The organism is Kribbella albertanoniae (genome assembly GCF_004348455.1).
Lineage (GTDB): Bacteria > Actinomycetota > Actinomycetes > Propionibacteriales > Kribbellaceae > Kribbella > Kribbella albertanoniae.
Window position 1 is genome coordinate 19,487 of sequence record NZ_SMKA01000056.1, and the last position, 17,150, is coordinate 36,636.

The window sequence follows — 17,150 nt, forward strand, 5'->3', positions numbered from 1 at the left end:
TTTCGGCAACCGTCGAAAGGGTACTTTTCTGTGGGCGGGCCGCCTTCATTGCAGGGAGGGAGGGATACATGATTCGAATTCTTGGGTCCTTGGAGATACGCCAGGACGACGATTGGCGGCCACTGACAGCAGCCAAACCGAGGCAGTTACTGGCGGCCCTGATCTGCCGGTCGGGCTCGGCCGTGTCGGTCGAGCGGCTCCTGGACGAGGTGTGGGGCGAGCATCCACCTGCCACCGCTCGGCAACTTCTGCACGGATACGTGGCAACGCTGCGCCGGATGCTGGGCGACACCGACGACGTCGCGCTGGTCACCACGCCTTCCGGCTACGAGTTGGTCGTCAGCCCCGGTGGGCTCGACTCACTGCGGTTCCTGGAGCTCGTCGCGACCGGCGGACGCCTGCTGCGTGAAGAACAGTTCGAGCACGCTTCGGCGACCTTCGCGGACGCGATCGCATGCTGGCGAGGTGACGGGGCGTTGGACGGGGTGACGGCGACGCTCGCGGTCATGGCCGAGCGCGACCGGCTAGAGGCGGCGCTGCTGGCCGCTCACGAGGGCCGGGTGGAAGCGGAGCTCGGCTGCCGACGCCATCGCGAGATCCTGCCGGCCCTCGACAGGCTCGTTCGGGAGCATCCGCTCCGCGAAGAGTTCCGTCGCCAGCAGATGCTCGCCCTCTACCGCTCCGGCCGGCAGGCCGACGCCCTGGCGGCCTACCAGGATCTTCGCCGGAAACTCGTCGAGGCTCTCGGCATCGAGCCCGGTACGCCGGTCCAGCAGCTGCACCGGGAGATCCTCGACGGAACTGGCTCGCAACCGGCCCACGCGACACCGTGGCAACTCCCGCCGGACCTGTTGTACTTCACCGGCCGCGCCGACGAGCTCGCTCTGCTGTCTGCGAGATTGACCAACTCCGGCCCGGCGCCGGTGGTCGCGATCAGTGGTCCCGGGGGCATCGGCAAGTCTGCTCTCGCGATCCATGCCGCCCACGCCGTCGCCCGCGCGTTTCCCGACGGCGTGCTGTACGTCGACCTGCACGGCGCGACCCCTGGTCTGTCCCCGCTCGAACCACAGGCGGTGCTGGCCAGATTCTTCCGTGCTCTCGGTCTCTCCGCCGAGCAGATTCCGGACAATCGCGACGAAGCAATCGCGCTGTTCCGCTCGAAGCTCGCCGGCCGGCGGCTGCTCGTCGTACTGGACAATGCGGTTGCTGCCGATCAGGTTCGATCACTGGTCCCCGCGACCGGCGAGTCGGCCGCCATCATCACCTGTCGCGAGTTCCCGGCGGCGCTCGACAGTGCCACTCACCTTCCGCTGAGCGGTCTCAGCGAGCAGGACGCGATCGGTCAGCTGACCGCGTTGGTCGGTGCCGATCGGGTTAATCGCGAGAGCGAAGCGGCCGCCGAACTCGTCGGGTTATGTGGCCATCTCCCGTTGGCCATCCGGATCGCGGGTGCCCGGCTGGCCCGCCGGGCCGGTTGGGCGCTGCAGACGATGGTCGATCGGCTCACCGACGAGCGGCATCGGCTGGACGAGCTGGCGTCGGAGAATCTCGCCGTACGGTCCAGTTTCGACGTGAGCTACAGCTCGCTGGCCGACAGCCTCGACGCGCGGGATCTAGCTGCCGCGCGGCTGTTCCGGTTGCTCGGTCTGCTCGACGGAGGCGATCTCAGTCTGCCGCTGGCCGTCGTACTGGATGGGCGTACGCCGGCCGAGGTGGACAGGTCGATCCAGCGATTGGTCGATGGGCAGTTGCTGTCTTCGACTGCCCCGGGGCGCTACGCCCTGCACGACCTGCTCCGGCTGTTCGCCCGCGAGCTCGCCGAGCAGTTCGAGGATTCGACCGACCGCGTAGCCGCCCGGAGACGGGTCGCGCGCTGGTATGTGGCGACCGCGCGGCTGGCCGGTCAGTTGGCCGCTCCGGCGGATCCGCGGTGTGCAGGGGACACCACCGGCGCCCTTTCGTTGTCCGGGGGCCGGCAAGGACAGCAGTGGCTGGAGGCCGAGCGGCCGAATCTGCTCGCGGTGGCACGCGGCGCGGCCGGCGAGCCGGAGTTCGCCTGGGTCACCATCGAACTCGCCACGATCCTGCGGAACCTCCTCGACATCAACGGTCTGTGGGACGACATGGCGGAGCTGGCCGACTGGTCATGGACCGCGGCCCGAGCCGTCGGCGACCGGAGTGCCGAAGCTCGCGCCCTCAACGACCGCGGTGGCGCGAGCATCCGGCGTCGCCGGTACGACGAGGCCGCCCGCCAGCTGCATCAGGCGCTCGCCATCCGAACCGCACTCCGAGACGAATCCGGACAGGCGGCCACGGTGGGCAACCTCGGCCTCGTCTACCGGCACCTCGGTCGTTTCGACCAGGCGATCGGTTACCTCGAGAACGCCCTCGAGCTCCGCCGCCGGCTGGGGGACGAGAGCGGCGTAGTGCGCACGCTCGACAATCTCGGCCTTGTCCTCGGGGACGCTGCACAGCCGACCCGCCGGATCACCTGTCACGAGACCGCGTTGTCGCTGGTCCGGCAACTCGGCGACCAGCGCCTCGAGGGTCTGGTGCTGAGCAACCTGGCCGATGCCTACCGGGCCGGCGGCTCCCATGCCCGCGCCATCAGCACCGCTCGGGAAGGCCTGCGCATCTGTCGTGAGCAGCGTCATCGAGCCGGCGAAGCGGAGGCGTTGCGCGCCCTCGGAACGACGCATCTGGCCCTGGGTGACCGATCGAAGGCGGACGAGTACCTGCTGGCCGCCCTGCGGATCGACCAGAAGCTGGATGATCCGCGGAGGCCCGGCGAGACACGGCCGCAGGCCGGCTCCGAGACACTGTCGCAAGCTCGTTCCAGCGGCGCTGCAGCAAGACTCCAGTGAGGCTCCAGCGCTGCTGCCTACCGTGACTCGGCGAGTCCGGCGACCGCCGGGCCGTGCCGAGATACGGAGGTTCCCCATGCCGACCCTCGAAGTGATCAGTGCCTGGACCGACTTGGACGTTCGCGCGGCGCTGTCGGAGGCCGAGCTCGCCCAGGTGCCGGTCCACCCGGCAGGTGATCTGGACGAAGAACTGCGCCAGATGCTGCCGGAGAACTCCGGCGCGACCACGCACTGCACGCAGTGGAGCGGCCGGCCGGTCTGCTGCTGCTGATCTTGCTCGAGGTCCGGGCCGGATGCTGTCGCGTCCGGCCCGGACGCCGGTCCGTTTGACAGAGACGCCGGTCCGTCTGAAAGAGGAGATCCCGTGGAGTCATTGCACGCAGTTCCGCTCGCCGACCGCGGGCCCGGCCAGCCAGGCCCGGTGGCCGAGGTAGCCGAACGCCGGCGGGAACGCTGGCGGGATTTCCTCCCTGACGCGGACCTCTGGGTACGGCGCCTCGTCCAGTCCGGCCTGGACGAGGCGACACTGCTCCAGCTACTGAGCGAGTCCGAGCACGCGCCCCGCATCGGTCCCGTACCCGGCGACCCGGGTGACTTTCTCAGCGAGGACTTCGAGCGTGCGGCCGCCGGCCTGCTCGGTCCGGCCCGTCGTCGCATGCTGGCCGAGGTCACCAGCGCGGCCGGCGCCTCCGAGGTTGTCGACTGCGACTCGATCACGACGCAACTGTTCGAGCCGTTGTGCACGTCGGTGCATCGGATGATGAGCCGGACGATAACGCTGGAACTCCACCTGGCCAAGCTCCGCGGAGAGCTCGGCGACGGCACCAGCGCCGAGCGCTACCAGAAGTTCCTGGCGAGTCTGGACGACCTCGATCGTCAGCGCCGGTTGTTCACCGACTATCCGGTCCTGTGGCGGCAGCTGAGCGTGCTCGCCGGCCAGGCGGTGACCAACGCCCGGATCCTGACCGAAAGGCTCGTGTCCGACGCGGCCATGATCGGTGAGGTCTTCGGTGGCGGCGCCGATCCTGGTGCGGTCGACACTGTGTTCCCCGGGACCGGCGACCGGCACCGGCGCGGTCAGAGCGTCGCCAGGATCCGCTGGACCAGCGGGCTGGAGGTCATCTACAAGCCTCGATCCCTCCGCGTCGACCAGCACTTCACGGACCTGATCGAGCATCTCAACGCGGCCGGTCTGACGCATCCGCTCCGGACCGCGCGGGCCGTCGAACGAGGAGAGTACGGCTGGGTCGAGTTCATCACCGCCAAGCCGTGTGCGGATCTGCCCGCGGTCCGGCGGTTCTATCACCGCCAGGGCTCGCTCCTCGCCTTGCTGGAACTGCTCGGCACCAACGACATGCATGCCGAGAATCTGATCGCATCCGGGGAGGACCCGGTGCTCATCGACCTCGAAACCCTCCTTCAGCCTGGGCTACCGGCTGCGACAGCACGGGCCGGCGATGCGGAGAACGCCGCCGCGACCGCGGCGCGGCGGTCGGTCCTCCAGGTCGGGCTGTTGCCGACGCTGACCTGGCGCAGCAAAGACGGTGGTGGCGTCGACATCAGTGGTCTGGGCAGTAGGCCCGGCCAGCTCACTGCGGTCGGCTACCCGGTCCTGACCGATGCCGGTACCGACGCGATGCGAGTCCAACTCGAACGGCTGCCGGTGGACCTGCCGGACCATCGTCCGGTGGCCAAGGACGTCGAGCTGAACCTGCTCGACTACACGGATGACCTGATCGCCGGCTACACCGAACTTCACCGGCTCTGTCGCCATCACAAGACCGCACTGCTTGCGGACGACGGTCCGCTGGCAGCCTTTGCCGGCGACACCGTCCGGGTGGTCCTGCGGTCGACCATGGCGTACGCGACCGTGCTGCAGACCGGTTTCCATCCGGACCTGCTGCGCGACGCGCTGGAACGTGACCGGCACTTCGACTACCTGTGGCGTCAGGTGGTGGATCTGCCGATGCTCGCGGATTTCATCGCCGCCGAGCAGCGTGACCTCTGGCGCAACGACATTCCGTTCTTCACCTGCCGGGCGGACGACGGCCAGCTCGTCGACAGCGACGACCGGCCGGTAGGCGCGCCCTTTCAGTCCGGCTTGGAGCTGGCCAGGGCCCGCTTGGCGACCCAGGACGAGGAGCATCTCGATCGGCAGCTTGCCCTGATCCGTGGCTCACTGGCCACCGCGGCGATCAATGCCGCCGATGAGGTCGTGTTGCCGGAGTACGCCCTGCGGCGGGCGGACCGGCCGGCCTCCAAGGATGAGCTGCTCAAGGTCGCGGCGAGTATCGGGGATCAGTTGGCTGCAACGGCCTTCGAGGCCAGGGGCTCTGCCCAGTGGCTCGGTCTGAGCTCACAGCAGGGCCGCAACTGGACACTCGGCCCGCTCGAGCCGGATCTGTTCAACGGCCTGTCCGGTGTCGCTCTGTTCCTCGCCGAACTCGGCCGGGCGACCGGTGACCGCCGGCATCTGGAGCTTGCAGCTCGGGCGGTCGCCACCATCCGTTCCCAACTCGCCCGCGACTTGGCGGCCGGGGTCGGCGGGATGGCAGGGCAGCCCGGCATCGCCTACGCCCTGGCCCGGTTGTCATCCCTGCTGGGCGACGAGTCGCTGCTCACCGCGGCCGCGGAGCTGACCGCCGGGCTCGGCGAAACCATTGCCTCTGACAACCAGTACGACCTGGTCGCCGGGTCGGCCGGCACCATCGCCGCTCTCCGTGCTGTCCAGGCACTTCGTCCGGACAGCACGGCCACCGCGATGATCACCGCGGCTGCCGACCGGTTGCTGGCCACCTCGGAACCCTGGGAGCCGGGGATCGGCTGGCGCCCGGCCGGGATGCTTTCGGCCGGCCTCGCGGAGGTTCCGCTGGCCGGGCTGGGGCACGGTATGGCCGGGATCGGCTGGGCCCTGGCGGAGGCCGGCCGGCTGACCGGATCGCCGTCGTACACGGAGGCTGCGCGCCAGGCGATCGAGTACGAACGCACGCTGTACGACGCCGGCCGGGAAGCCTGGCGCGATGTGCGCACGACGTCGGGAGCGGACGGGGTCTCCATCCGCGCCTGGTGTCACGGCAGCGTCGGCATCGGGCTCTCCAGGTTGCGAATGCTCGACGTCGTACCTGGAGCAGCTGATGAACTGCAGGCGGCGATCGAAGACACCCGGCTCCACGGCTTCGGGCTGTCGCATTCCCTGTGCCACGGCGACGCCGGCAGCATCGAACTGCTCCTGCTCGCGGCGCTCGCTCTGGATGACGCCGATCTGCTGGCCGAGGCTCAACTGCACGCCGCCGGACTCGCGGCCGGGATCCGCGCCTACGGTCCCGTCTGCGGCGTGCCGTTCGGTACGCCGACGCCCAGCCTGATGGTCGGCCTGGCAGGGATCGGATTCGGCCTACTGCGGGCCGCGGATCCTGTCGGCGTACCGTCCGTCGCACTGCTGGACTGGTGACTGATGGCTCTGCTGGACGCTGTTCACGCCCCCGTCACCGAAGCAGGGCCGCGCCAGCTGGCGCGCTTGGTCAAAGCCGCCCTGGGGATGGTGTGGGCCAGTGCCCGCCGCGAGTTCTCGGGCGTGATGGTGGCCGCGGTCCTCGGTGGTGCCGGATCGGCCCTCCAGGTATATCTGACCGGCCGACTCGTGGCTGGCCTGACGAGCGCCGGCACAGGCCTGCCAGCGGGCCTCGGTGTGAAGATCTGCGCGCTGGCCGGGGTGACGATCGGACTCGGCTTCCTCGCCTCGTTCCAACGTGAACGGGAACGCGTGGTCGGCGAGTTGGTCGCACGGCACGCGCAGACCCAGGTCCTGGAAGTGTCGGCCCAGGTGCCGATGGAGTCCTTCGAGGAGCCGGCGTTCTACGACCGCCTCCAACGGGCGATGGTGACCGCGGAGATCCGGCCCGTGCAGCTTGCCTCGGGGCTGCTGAGCACACTCGTGGCCACCACTGGCGCCTTGGGTGTGGCGGTCGGCCTACTGACCATCAGCCCCTTGCTGGGAGTCCTCGTGCCGGTGGCCGCTGTCCCCCTCTGGCTCGCCGCCCACCATGCGAACCGCGCGCTCTACATGTTCACCTTCCGGATGACCCACGACGACCGGACTCGTGCCTATGTGAGCGACTTGATGGCCTCCAAGGAGAGCGCCGCGGAGGTCCGCGCGTTCGGCTTGGCCAGCTTCTTCCGGGCCCGTTTCGACCGCCTGTACGACGCCAGGCTGGCGGCGGTCCGCGACGTTGCCGGGATCCGGTTGCGGGCCAGTCTCGCGGGCGGGCTGGGCAGTGGGCTGGTGGTCGGAGCAGTGATCCTGCTCGCCGTACGGCTGGTCGCCACCGGCAGCTTGAGCCTGCCGGAAGCCGGTACGGCGATCGTCGCGGTTGCCCTGCTCGCGCAACGGCTGGCGGCTGCCACCGACGGTGCTGCCCGGTTGCACGAAAGCACCTTGTTCGTCGAGGATTTCGTCACCTTCGTCGAGCCGGAACGGGCCCGGGTCCGCGCGGTGGCCACCGCGCGAGAACCGGCCGGCTTCGACCGGATCGCGCTGCGCGACGTGTCGTTCCGCTACCCGGCCGGTTCCGCCGAGGTCCTGCACGAGATCGATCTCGACCTCCGGGCCGGGGAGGTCATCGCCCTGGTCGGCGAGAACGGTTCGGGCAAGACCACGCTGGCCAAGGTCCTGGCGGGCATCTACCAGCCCACTCGAGGCACCGTCAGCTGGGATGACGTCGTACTCGACGAACCGCGCACCCGGGCGGCCCGCGAGCAGATCGCGGTGGCGTTCCAGGATTTCGTCCGGTACCGGTTCCCGATCGCGGAGAACATCACCGTCGGCCGGCCGACCCGGGCCGACGATCGAGAGGCGATGATCGAGGCAGCCCGGCGGGCTCGGGCGGACCGGTTCGTCGAGCAGTTGCCGGAAGGGTACGAGACCCAGCTCGGCACGCAGTTCCTCGGCGGATCCGATCTCTCCGGCGGGCAGTGGCAGCGGCTCGCACTGGCTCGCGCGTTCTTCCGGGACGCGCCGCTGATCATCCTCGACGAGCCGACCTCCGCGCTCGACCCGCGCGCCGAGCGCGAACTGTTCGACGACATTCGCACGTTGTGCGCCGGCCGGACCGTGCTGCTGATCTCGCACCGGTTCGCGAACGTTCGCAGTGCCGATCGGATCCACGTGATGGCGGCCGGCCGGATCGCCGAGTCGGGCACCCATGAGGAACTGCTCGACCTGGGTGGGCGCTACGCGGAGTTGTTCCACCTGCAGGCCTCCACCTACCTCGACCCGAAGGGCGAACCATGGCACCCACTCCAGCCGAGCTGAAGGCGCTGGCCGCCGGCCTCGACGGAACTCTGCTGCTGCCGGCGGATCCGCAGTACCCGTCGGTCCTCAAGTGGTTTATAGGCCGGTACGACGATCTGCTGCCGGCCGTCGTGGTCCGGTGCGGGTCCGTGGACGACGTGGTGGTCGCGCTGGCGTTCGCTTGTGAACACGAGCTGGAGTTCGCCGTCCGAAGCGGCGCGCACAGCTTCGCGGAGCATTCGTCGACGACCGGTCTGCTGATCGACGTCGGGCAACTGCGGTCGATGTCGGTCGACGGTGATCTGGTCACGGTCGGGCCGGGCCTTCGGATCGGCCCGCTTGTGGACGAACTGGCGACGATCGGGCGCACCCTCCCGCTCGGCTGGTGCCCGTACGTCGGCGTGGCTGGCGCGACGCTCGGAGGCGGCTTCGGCCCGCTGGCTCGGTACTACGGCCTGGCCGTCGACCAGTTGGTCGCCGCGCAGATCGTCCTCGCCGATGGGCGCGTGGTGACCGTGGACGCGAGCAACGAGCCTGATCTGTTCTGGGCCTTACGCGGCGCCGGGGGCGGCCATTTCGGTGTGGTGACACAGCTGGTCCTGCGGACCTCGCCAGCTGTGCCGGTGACATCCTTCGCCGCGTGGTGGCCGGCCGATCAGGCAGTCGAGCTGGTCGACGCGTGGCAACGATTCGCACCGTTCGCGCCGGCCGAACTGAACTGCATGCTGGTCCTGCACACCGCTCCCCCGGACGGGGCACATCTCGCCGTCGTGTTCGGCCTGTACGTCGGCGACGACGGCCAGCGGGTCCGGATCGTGCTGGACGAGCTGGCCGCCCAGGTTGGCACAGCACCCGAGCGGATCCTGATCGAGCCGATGCCGGCCGGCGACACGACGTACCAATATCGCTTCAACGGTGAAGTGACGCAGCACGACGAGCTCGGCGGCCGGCCGGTCGACCAGGATCCCGGCGTACGCTTCGTGAAGTCGGACTTCTTCGAGCGGAGGCTGCCCCGCGAGGCGATCGAGGCCTTGGTGGCGAACTGGCGCACCTCGGCCCCGGACCAGCGGCGCGAGATCGAATTCGTGCCGTGGGGCCAGGCCATCGGCAGCGTGCCCGCCGACGCCACCGCCTTCGTGCACCGGAACGCCCTGTTCATGGTCGAGACCACGATCCAGTCGTTCGGCGAGCCGGACCGCAAACGGGCTGCCTTCGACTGGGCGACCGCCTCCCAGGCGGCGGTCCACCCGTACGGCAACGGGCACGTGTACCAGAACTATCCGGATCCCGATCTGACAGATCCGTCTGACGCCTACTACGGCCTGAATCTGGGCCGGCTGCTCGAGATCAAAGCGAAGTACGACCCGGACGGCGTCTTCACGTCGCCTCAGCCCCTGCGGCGGCCGGTTTGGTGAGAGGGTGGGCTTGTTGGTAATCTGATCCTTCGTGCATTGCGCGCGACCCTTTCCTGTAATGACCGCATACTCCTGATCGAGGCTCTGCTCACGTGGCGAACATCAAGTCCCAGATCAAGCGCAACCGTCAGAACGAGGCTGCGCGACTTCGCAACAAGTCGGTGAAGTCGACCCTCAAGACGGCCGTGCGCCGCTTCCGGGAGGCCGCTGAGGCCGGCGACTCCGCCAAGGCGACCGAGTCCGCCCAGGTGGCCGGCCGGTTGCTCGACAAGGCTGCCAGCAAGGGCGTCATCCACGCCAACCAGGCTGCCAACCGCAAGTCGGCCATCTTCAAGAAGGCCGCCTCGCTCTGATTCGCACCTGACGATCGGCCAGTCGTTCCGACCGGCCGATCGTTTTTGCGTGCCTGTTTGCTTTTGGGTGCTCGCTTGCGGGTGCTTGATCAGCGGCGGCCGTGCGCGCGGCTGACCGTGATGACCATCCGCTCCAGGGCGTAGCCGGCATCCCCGGAGGCCCCCTTCACGTCGGCGTCGGCCTGAGCTACCGCCTTGATCGCGGTCGCCAGCCCGCCGGGCGTCCAGCCCCGCGACTGCTGCCGCAGCGACTTGAGCTTCCATGGCGGTACGCCGACCTCCCGGGCCAGGTCCGCCTCGCGCATCCCGCCCGGAGCGCTCGAGAACTTCGCGAGCCCGCGCAGACCGCCAGCCATCGCACTCGTCATCAGCACGGGAGCGACGCCACAGTCGAGCGCCCAGCGGAGCTGCTCCAGCGCCGGCTCGGTCCGGCCCGAGATCGCCGCATCCGCGACCGCGAAACTCGTCACCTCTGCCCGGCCGCCGAAGTACTGACCGATCAGCTCGGCCGTAACCGCCTGACCGCCTGAGTCCGACACCAGCTGAGCACAAGCCCCGGCAAGCGCCCGCAGGTCGTGCCCGACCGCGTCGACCAACGCCGACGCGGCCCGCTCGTCCACATTCCCACCGTGCAGCCGGATCTCACCAGCCACGAACTGCGGCAACTCCCACGCCTTCGGCGCCGTCGCCACCACCTCCGTGACAGAGGCCTTCCGCAGCTTGTCGAGAACGCCCTTGCCCTTCTGGCCACCCGAATGCACGAGCACCAGCAGGATGTCGTCGGCCGCGGCACCGGCGTACTCGATCAGGCGCGGCGCCATCTCAGCCGGCAGGTTCTCCAGCGAGCGCATCACCAGCACCCGCTCGGCCGCGAACAACGACGGCCCGGTCAGCTCCGCGAACACCCCGACATCCAGCGTCGACGCATCCAGCTCCGTCGTCTCCACCTCGGCGAAATCCTTCTTCACCGCCGCGATCGCCGACCGCACCGCCCGATCCGCCAAGAACCCCTCGGACCCGGTCACCAGCAACACATCGCCCAGCTTCGGCGCCGAACCCCTACGAACAGCCACGTCCCCAAGCATCCCACGCCGCCACCGACAAAACCGCCCTCACACCTCCAGATCAGCCAGCCAGCGCGCAGTGCTTCGCGGGGTGACGCCCAGGAGTTTCTGAGCAGATCGCTCGGGGTCGATCGAGCGGCCCGGCAACGCGCTCATCGCCTGGTAGACCATCGCGACATCGGCAGCCGCCGCCTCCCCCAGCTCAGGCGCGAGGGCGATCCGGAGTTCCTCAGGGGTCAGCGACTCGAAGACCACCTGCCGGCCCAGCCGACTGCCGAAGTCCTCAGCCAGCTCAGGCCCAGTGATCGCCGGGTACTGGCCGACGGCAACCACGCCGGTGACCTCGGTTCGCTCGAAGAGGGTGGTGGCGACGTCGGCGATATCGAGATGGGACGCCCAGGAGACGGGGAAGTCGGCCCGGATCGCGTACGGCAGCACACCACGCTGACGGGCCGAATCGACGACGTACGGCATGAGCAGGTTCTCCAGATACAGCTCAGGAGCGATCACCGCCGTTGACACGCCACTGTCAGCGAGCTCCGCGGCCAGCGTCGCGGCGGCACCCCCGATGGCAGGATCGACCGGGAAGCCGCTGGTCGAGAACACCACGCGCCCCGGGCGAGCCTCGCGGACGGCGGCCACGACGTTGCGGGCAAACAGCCGGCGATCCTCCTCGGAAGCCATCGGCAGGTGGACGAAGACACCCTCAGCACCCCGGTACGCCGCGGTCAGTTCCTCGGCCGATGCGTAGCCGGCGGCCACCACGCGCGCGCCGTCCACGACGGCGTTCGGGTTCCGGGTCAGAGCGGTAACGGACTTGCCCGCGGCGACGAGAGCAGCAACGACGGGGGCACCTTGGGCGCCAGTGGCGCCATGAATCACGAAGGTCATGCCGCCATTAGTGCATGCAATGCACCAGTTACATCAACTGCACTAATGGGATAGGCTCCGAAACGTGACGGATTCATCTCTCCCCGAGTGCGGCGTCGCCCGCTTCCTCTACCTGCTCGACGGCCCCTGGGCGACGCTGATCGTGCGCGAACTACTCCACGGACCCCACCGCTTCACCGCGCTCCGCAACGCACTGCCAGGCATCAGCCCGCACACCCTGACCAGCCGGCTGCGCCAGTTCGAAACCCACGGCATCGTCACCCGCACCTCGTACGGCGAGGTCCCGCCCCGCGTCGAGTACCAACTCACCCCCCTCGGCGAAGGCCTCAGCGACGTACTGACAGCCATGAACACCTGGGCCCTGAAAGTCCCGGACCCACCCACGGCCTGACCTGTACCGCTGAGGAAGATGGTTCCTAGGAATTTGATTCCTTGGAATATATATGGTTTCCTGGATCTGCAGTCGATCGTTCCTGCCCGCGCAGATCCAAGGAGTGAGTGCAATGACCGTTCCCGCCTTCAACTCGGTGGCCTGGTTCGAGTTCGGCACCGACCAGCCGGAGAAGGTCAAGGAGTTCTACGGCGAGCTGTTCGACTGGAAGTACGTGCTCAACACGAACCTTCCGGGCGTCAACTACCACGCGGTGCTGACGCCGGGCGCCCAGCAGCCCGCGGGCGGAGTCTGGGAATCGGCAGGCGCCTTTCCCAGCTACGCGATCTTCTACGTGCTCGTGCAGGACGTCGCCGAGACGGCCCGGAGGGCCGAAGAGCTCGGCGCCAAGATCGTGATGGAGCCCATCGCCGACGCCGCGGGCATCACCTTCGCTCGGCTGGAAGATGCCGCTGGCAACCACTTCGGCGTCTTCTCCACACCCGCTCAGTAGTCCGTACATCGCTCGACAACCACCAGGAGCCAGCATGACCAGCACGAACATCGACATCGCCCGCGCCTACTTCGAGGCCGTCCAGACCGGCAACTTCGCCGTCGTCGGGCAGCTCCTCGACGGCGACATCGTCTGGCACCAGCCCGGCGCCAACCAGTTCTCCGGCGACCACAAGGGGCAGGGCGCCGTGTTCGCGATGCTCGGCCAGATGATGGAGACCAGCCAGGGCACGTTCGCCATCGACAAGCTGCGCTCGGTGACGGAGAACGGCGATCTGGTTGCCGCGAGCATCCACTTCGGCGGCAGCCGCGGCGACACGTCGATGGCCATGGACGGTGTCGACCTGCTGCGCTTCCAGGATGGCAAGATCGTCGAGATGTGGCTCTTCTCGAGCGATCAGGCCGCCGAGGACGCTTTCTGGGGCCGCTGAGCACGAGGCTGTCCGGCTCATCCCCCGAACGCGAGAGGCATCATCATGCACAAGATGACCGACGAGCAATGGCGGACGTTCGTCATGCACGGCACCCGGACCGGCAAGCTGTCGACGGTCCGCGCCGACGGCAGTCCGCACCTGGCGCCGATCTGGTTCCTGCTCGACGGCGACGACCTCGTGTTCACCACTGAGGAGCACAGCGTCAAGGGGCGCAACCTCGTCCGCGACGGGCGTTTCGTCCTCTGCGTCGACGAGGACGTGGCCCCGTATGCGTTCACCCTCCTGCACGGTCGTGCCGAGATCTCCGAGGATCCGGAGGAGACGCTGCGCTGGGGCGGCCTCCTCGGAGCCCGCTACATGGGCGCGGACCGCACCAACGAGTACGCCGACCGCAACGGCAGCCCCGGCAATCTCCTCGTCCGCGGCCGCATCGACAAGGTCATCGCGTTCGACGGCATCGCAGACTGATCCAGCTCCCTACGTTTCACGAGGCCGGTCGGCCGGGACGCTTCGGCGTCCCCGCCGCCGGCTTTGGCGTCCGCCCCGCAGCCTTCCGCTCCGCGTCCACCGCCCGCCCGGCGGCCCGCAACGTACTGAGCACCTCAGTCACCTCGCGAACAGACTTCGCCGGAATCACCGACCCGATCCGCAGCTCCAACTCGGCCTCGAAGACCTTCGCCGCCCCGTCCACCAACTTCCGGCCGGCCGCGGTCAACTCGACGATCGAGGAACGCCGGTCCTCCGGATTCGCGCGCCGACCACACCAGCCCGCCGCTTCCAGCCGATCAACCACCTTGCTCGTACCGCCCACCGTGATCGAGAACTCGTCGGCGATGTCCTGGATCCGCGCCCCAGACCGCGACCGCAACAGGTGCAGAATCTCGAACGACGACAGCGGCAGGTCACACTCAGCCTTCAGCCGCGCACCGATGCCGTCCCACAGCTCGATCTCCAGCCCGATGATCTCCCGGTACAGCCGGTTCAGCTCACTCATCACACATCTTCCGAAGAACTATCTTCCATGGATCATTCAGGTTACGTCATCGCTCTGCTGACCGAAAACCCGCTGGATTCACTCACCGCCCAGCCGCCAAGATGACCCCCATGCCCGCACAAGACCTTCCTGGTGCCGATGCGCTGATCCTCGTGGATCTGCAGACCGCGTTCGTCTCCGGCGACAACGCCGTACCGAACGCCTCTCAACTGCTCGACCGAGCGACCGACCTGCTGGACCGCGCCCGCGCCGCCGACGCAGTCGTCGTACACCTGCAGAACGACGGCCCGCCCGGCGCCGACGACGAGATCGGCACCCCCGGCTGGGAGCTCTACCTCCCCACCAAGCCCGGCCCCCGCGAACACGTCATCCGCAAACCCCGCGACGACGGTTTCGACGCCACCTCACTCGGCAAGATCCTGGTCAGCGCAGGTGTCCGCTCACTCGCACTCTGCGGCGTCATGTCCGAGATGTGCGTCCACGCCACCGCCCGCACCGCCCTGGCCCGCGGCTACCACGTAGTCCTCCCCCACGACGCCCACGGCACCTACGACGCCCCCGCCGTACCGGGCGTCAGCGAATCAATCCCGGCCCACACCGTCTCCCGAGTAGCCGCCTGGTCACTAGGCGACCAACCAGACATCACCCACCCGGCGGCCACCGTCGCCTTCGCACGCTGACCTGGCCCCGTCGTCGTGGGGCCGATGCGAGACCTCATGGTGCTTTCCCGATTATTGTCCTCGATCTTCACCCCATCGTGCGGCTGACCGGCGATCCACAACGAGTCAGAGACTATTGAAGGGCCACGCGACGTTGGCCACAGGCTTGTCTCCCGACTGACCGTTGTCACTGAACGCGGCCGAGTCCCCCTCCTCGACGCCAAGCAGAGCCTTCGCACGAGGCGATCCACAGCCGCCAGACGAACCCACATCCGGCCTGGGCCACGGCGCCGTTCCTCGTCGTTCAACGAGCGGTGCGGGAGCGTGCAACTACTCGCCCACCACGCCGCTCGACCGAGCCCTTCGGCGGGCCGGCCCGCTGGCCGAGGAGGTTGGTTGCTGGCAGCAACCAACCTCCTGTCATCCTGGCACCGGGCTGTCGCTGGTGCCGTACTCCCATCGACCAACCTCCCGCCACCGGAGTCGACCGAGCCGTGGTTCGGGAGCTGCGGGGCTGCCATCAGCCAGGCCACAAACGCGTCCGAGTCCCCTCCTCGACGCCAAGCAGAGCGTTCACACGAGGCGATCCGCAGCCGCCAGACGAATCCACATCCGGCCTGGGCCACGGCGCCGTTCCTCATCGCTCAACTAGCGGTGCGGAGGCGGGCAACTACCCGTCCACCACGCCGCTCGACCGAAGCCCCTTCGGCGGGCCAGCCCGTCGGCCGAGGAGCTGGTTGCTGCCAGCAACCAACCTCCTGTCGTGTTGCCCCCGGACTGTGGCTGGCGCCGTACTCCCATCGACCAACCTCCTGCCGCCGGAGGCGACCGAGCCGTGGTTCGGGAGCTGCGGTGCTGCCATCAGCCAGGCCACAGTCGCAAGAGATTTGGGATGGCAACTCGAGCCGGCCATGGCGTGCACTCGCGGAGCGGCTCGGACTGACCAGCATGCTGGCTCGACCTCGTGGCTGATCGCTGGTGGCCGAGTGGCCGAGCGTGGCCAGTGGCCGAGCGTGGCCAGTGGACGAGCGTGGCCAGTGGACGATGATGTGCACGGCCGGCCAGTTCCTGCACCCGTCGGTCAGATCACCACGGGTCGGCACGGGCTGGCACCACGGATCGGGCTGGCACCACGGCTCGGCACGGGCTGCCACCACGGATCGGGCTGGCACCACGGCTCGGCACGGGCTGCCACCACGGCTCGGGCTGGCACCACGGCACGGCACGGGCTGCCACCACGGATCGGGCTGGCACCACGGCACGGCACGGGCTGCCACCACGGATCGGGCTGGCACCACGGCACGGCACGGGCTGGCAGGCCTCGGCGGCAACCTCAACAGGCTGATGACGAGCACGCGAGCCTGCGACTGCATGCACCGCGAAACGACATTCGCACTGGGGCTGAGGCGACAGGATCCAGCGTGGACGGCACCGTCATCCCAACTGACGGCAGCGCGCAGGTCACGAACCCCGCCCTACCACCTCGGCGCCCGTGGCCCACCGGGGTCGAGGTCACCGGGGTGCGCAGGGTGGTGATGGTGCGGGATCGGTGTCGGCGTCTCCCCAGGGATCGAAGTCGGGCGGTGGACTCACCCGTGTATGGCGTGGCGGTTCGGGTGGCAGGTCCTCGCCCCAGACAGCACGCATGGTGGCCGCGCGAATATCCGTTGCCGTCAGCACAGACCCCTCGTCCCCGCCCGCATCGGGCCCACACCGAACCAGCCCGTCCACGCCAGGCTCACCCGCCTGCAGCCCTCTCGCAACCAACTCGTCTATGCGGAGCTCACTCAGACCAGGCCCACTTCTGCCAGGCCCACTCCGGCCCAGCTCATCCATGCCGGACTCATCCACGCCGGGCTCGGTCATGCCGGACTCGGTCGCGCCGGTCTCCGTCGCGCCGGACTCGGTCATGCCGGGTCGGGTCGTGCCGGGCTTGGTCGTGCCGGGTTGGGTCGTGCTGGGTTGGGTCGTGTTGGAGGTGTAGGTGGCGTGGGCGCGCGTAGTGGCCAGTGATGGTTCGGCTGGGGTTCTTGGGGGTGTTCGGCGTTTGATCGATGGTGGGTTGGCCCAGGTCGGGAGGGTGACGTGGACTTTGCCGTTGGTGATGGTGATGACCCATTTGCCGGCGTGCAGGTCGACGTGGTGAATGCGGCAGAGCAGGACCAGGTTGCTGACTGCGGTGGTGCCGCCGTCGATCCAGGATCTGAGGTGGTGGGCGTCGCATTGGACTGGTGGGGCGCCGCAGACGACGCAGCCGCGGTCTCGGGTGTTCAGGGCGCGCCGCATTCCTTTGGTGACAAGGC

The 17,150-nt window shown here is 68.6% G+C and carries 15 protein-coding genes; 11 read left to right on the forward strand and 4 right to left on the reverse strand.

The genetic code is table 11. The features are described from left to right. Positions 1-68: 68 nt before the first annotated feature. The 6 genes from E1261_RS15205 to rpsT all read left to right on the forward strand — a co-directional run bounded on the left by E1261_RS15205 (position 69) and on the right by rpsT (position 9,922). Positions 69-2,864, forward strand: a complete 2,796-nt coding sequence (locus E1261_RS15205) for an AfsR/SARP family transcriptional regulator (protein WP_132407072.1) — start codon at positions 69-71, stop codon at positions 2,862-2,864. Positions 2,865-2,940: 76 nt separating this feature from the next. After that, positions 2,941-3,135: a mersacidin/lichenicidin family type 2 lantibiotic gene (locus E1261_RS45290; RefSeq protein ID WP_165952514.1), complete on the forward strand. Its 195-nt coding sequence runs from the start codon at positions 2,941-2,943 to the stop codon at positions 3,133-3,135. A gap of 93 nt (positions 3,136-3,228) precedes the next feature. Further along, complete coding sequence (locus E1261_RS15215; RefSeq protein WP_132407076.1) at positions 3,229-6,315, forward strand: type 2 lanthipeptide synthetase LanM family protein; 3,087 nt, start codon at positions 3,229-3,231, stop codon at positions 6,313-6,315. 3 nt (positions 6,316-6,318) lie between these two features. Next, positions 6,319-8,175: an ABC transporter ATP-binding protein gene (locus E1261_RS15220; RefSeq protein ID WP_132407078.1), complete on the forward strand. Its 1,857-nt coding sequence runs from the start codon at positions 6,319-6,321 to the stop codon at positions 8,173-8,175. After that, a complete protein-coding gene (locus tag E1261_RS15225) occupies positions 8,151-9,569 on the forward strand; it encodes an FAD-binding oxidoreductase (RefSeq protein ID WP_132407080.1) in 1,419 nt (472 codons plus the stop codon). Before E1261_RS15220 ends, E1261_RS15225 begins: the two co-directional genes overlap by 25 nt. Positions 9,570-9,661: 92 nt before the next feature. Continuing rightward, positions 9,662-9,922: a 30S ribosomal protein S20 gene (gene rpsT, locus E1261_RS15230; protein WP_132407082.1), complete on the forward strand. Its 261-nt coding sequence runs from the start codon at positions 9,662-9,664 to the stop codon at positions 9,920-9,922. An 89-nt stretch (positions 9,923-10,011) separates the two neighbouring features. Here the strand turns inward: rpsT and holA are convergent, their stop codons facing one another. Continuing rightward, entirely contained in the window at positions 10,012-10,995 is a 984-nt protein-coding gene (gene holA / locus E1261_RS15235) for a DNA polymerase III subunit delta (RefSeq protein WP_132407084.1), read from the reverse strand. A gap of 39 nt (positions 10,996-11,034) precedes the next feature. Next, a complete protein-coding gene (locus E1261_RS15240) occupies positions 11,035-11,877 on the reverse strand; it encodes an NmrA family NAD(P)-binding protein (protein WP_132407086.1) in 843 nt (280 codons plus the stop codon). Between the two features lie 64 nt (positions 11,878-11,941). Here E1261_RS15240 and E1261_RS15245 point away from each other — a divergent pair, with 64 nt between their 5' ends. The 4 genes from E1261_RS15245 to E1261_RS15260 all read left to right on the forward strand — a co-directional run bounded on the left by E1261_RS15245 (position 11,942) and on the right by E1261_RS15260 (position 13,662). Beyond that, positions 11,942-12,268, forward strand: a complete 327-nt coding sequence (locus E1261_RS15245; RefSeq protein ID WP_132407088.1) for a winged helix-turn-helix transcriptional regulator — start codon at positions 11,942-11,944, stop codon at positions 12,266-12,268. Between the two features lie 112 nt (positions 12,269-12,380). After that, positions 12,381-12,761, forward strand: coding sequence for a VOC family protein (locus tag E1261_RS15250; RefSeq protein WP_132407090.1), 381 nt, complete (start codon positions 12,381-12,383; stop codon positions 12,759-12,761). Positions 12,762-12,795: 34 nt separating this feature from the next. Continuing rightward, positions 12,796-13,191: a nuclear transport factor 2 family protein gene (locus E1261_RS15255; RefSeq protein ID WP_132407092.1), complete on the forward strand. Its 396-nt coding sequence runs from the start codon at positions 12,796-12,798 to the stop codon at positions 13,189-13,191. Positions 13,192-13,245: 54 nt separating this feature from the next. Further along, positions 13,246-13,662 (forward strand): PPOX class F420-dependent oxidoreductase, encoded by a 417-nt coding sequence (locus tag E1261_RS15260; protein ID WP_202874723.1) that lies wholly within the window; start codon positions 13,246-13,248, stop codon positions 13,660-13,662. A 16-nt stretch (positions 13,663-13,678) separates the two neighbouring features. On the opposite strand, the gene E1261_RS15265 is transcribed toward E1261_RS15260, so the two are convergent. Further along, a complete protein-coding gene (locus E1261_RS15265) occupies positions 13,679-14,188 on the reverse strand; it encodes a MarR family winged helix-turn-helix transcriptional regulator (protein ID WP_132407096.1) in 510 nt (169 codons plus the stop codon). 110 nt (positions 14,189-14,298) lie between these two features. Here E1261_RS15265 and E1261_RS15270 point away from each other — a divergent pair, with 110 nt between their 5' ends. Beyond that, positions 14,299-14,868 (forward strand): isochorismatase family protein, encoded by a 570-nt coding sequence (locus E1261_RS15270; RefSeq protein ID WP_202874724.1) that lies wholly within the window; start codon positions 14,299-14,301, stop codon positions 14,866-14,868. A 1,491-nt stretch (positions 14,869-16,359) separates the two neighbouring features. Here E1261_RS15270 and E1261_RS45965 read toward each other — a convergent pair. Next, positions 16,360-17,150 (reverse strand): HNH endonuclease signature motif containing protein (locus E1261_RS45965; protein ID WP_202874725.1); only part of this gene is annotated, 791 nt, incomplete at its 5' end.